Source organism: Vibrio sp. 704 (genome assembly GCF_033339295.1).
The window spans coordinates 1-610 of record NZ_JAWOUH010000661.1; the positions used below are offsets into that span (position 1 = coordinate 1).

Below are 610 nucleotides of genomic sequence, written 5' to 3' on the forward strand. Positions count from 1 at the left end.
TGTCGCTTCTTTACCAAAGTCACTAACCATGAGAACATCAGCCAATGCCAATATCGCGACAAGCGCGCTTTGGATTGCGACGGGAAAACCTAAGCGAATAATCTGACGTAACAAGTCGCCAGACATAGGATTTGTTTGGTTTTTGATGTCAGTGTTGTTCGTCATAGTCACTCCTCAGTTTGTGGGGGAATATAAAACCAACCGAGGCATAAATACATGTTCGAAAATCGACAAAACCTGTGCAAATCCGTCATCGGTCAATTCTCTCCTCAACATGAGTGGCACGATGACGTCTACCTTGCACCTGCGTGCAAAGAACGTTTTCTTACGCTAACGGAAATTCCAGAATGGCAACGTGCCGATATTTTTATGGCGGGATTGGCTGAGCTGCACGACGGTTATCACGTTGAGCGTGACAAGGTGGGCGTGCATACGTTGTTATTCACGTTAGAAGGCGGCGGTGTGTTGATTACGCCGAACTGCGTTAAGGAGATCGAACCATATACGCTGACCATCTTGCCCGTAGACACTTGCTTTCGTTTCGAGATCAACCCGCGTTTGGGAAGTTGGAAAATGGTCTGGTTGCTGCCGCAAAATGCACCTGCATGGC

General features: G+C 47.7%; 1 pseudogene. It reads left to right on the top strand.

Annotation, left to right across the window (positions count from 1 at the left end):
- Positions 1-216 precede the first annotated feature (216 nt).
- A pseudogene (locus R7R24_RS28370) lies at positions 217-610 on the top strand (AraC family transcriptional regulator); the annotation flags it as partial.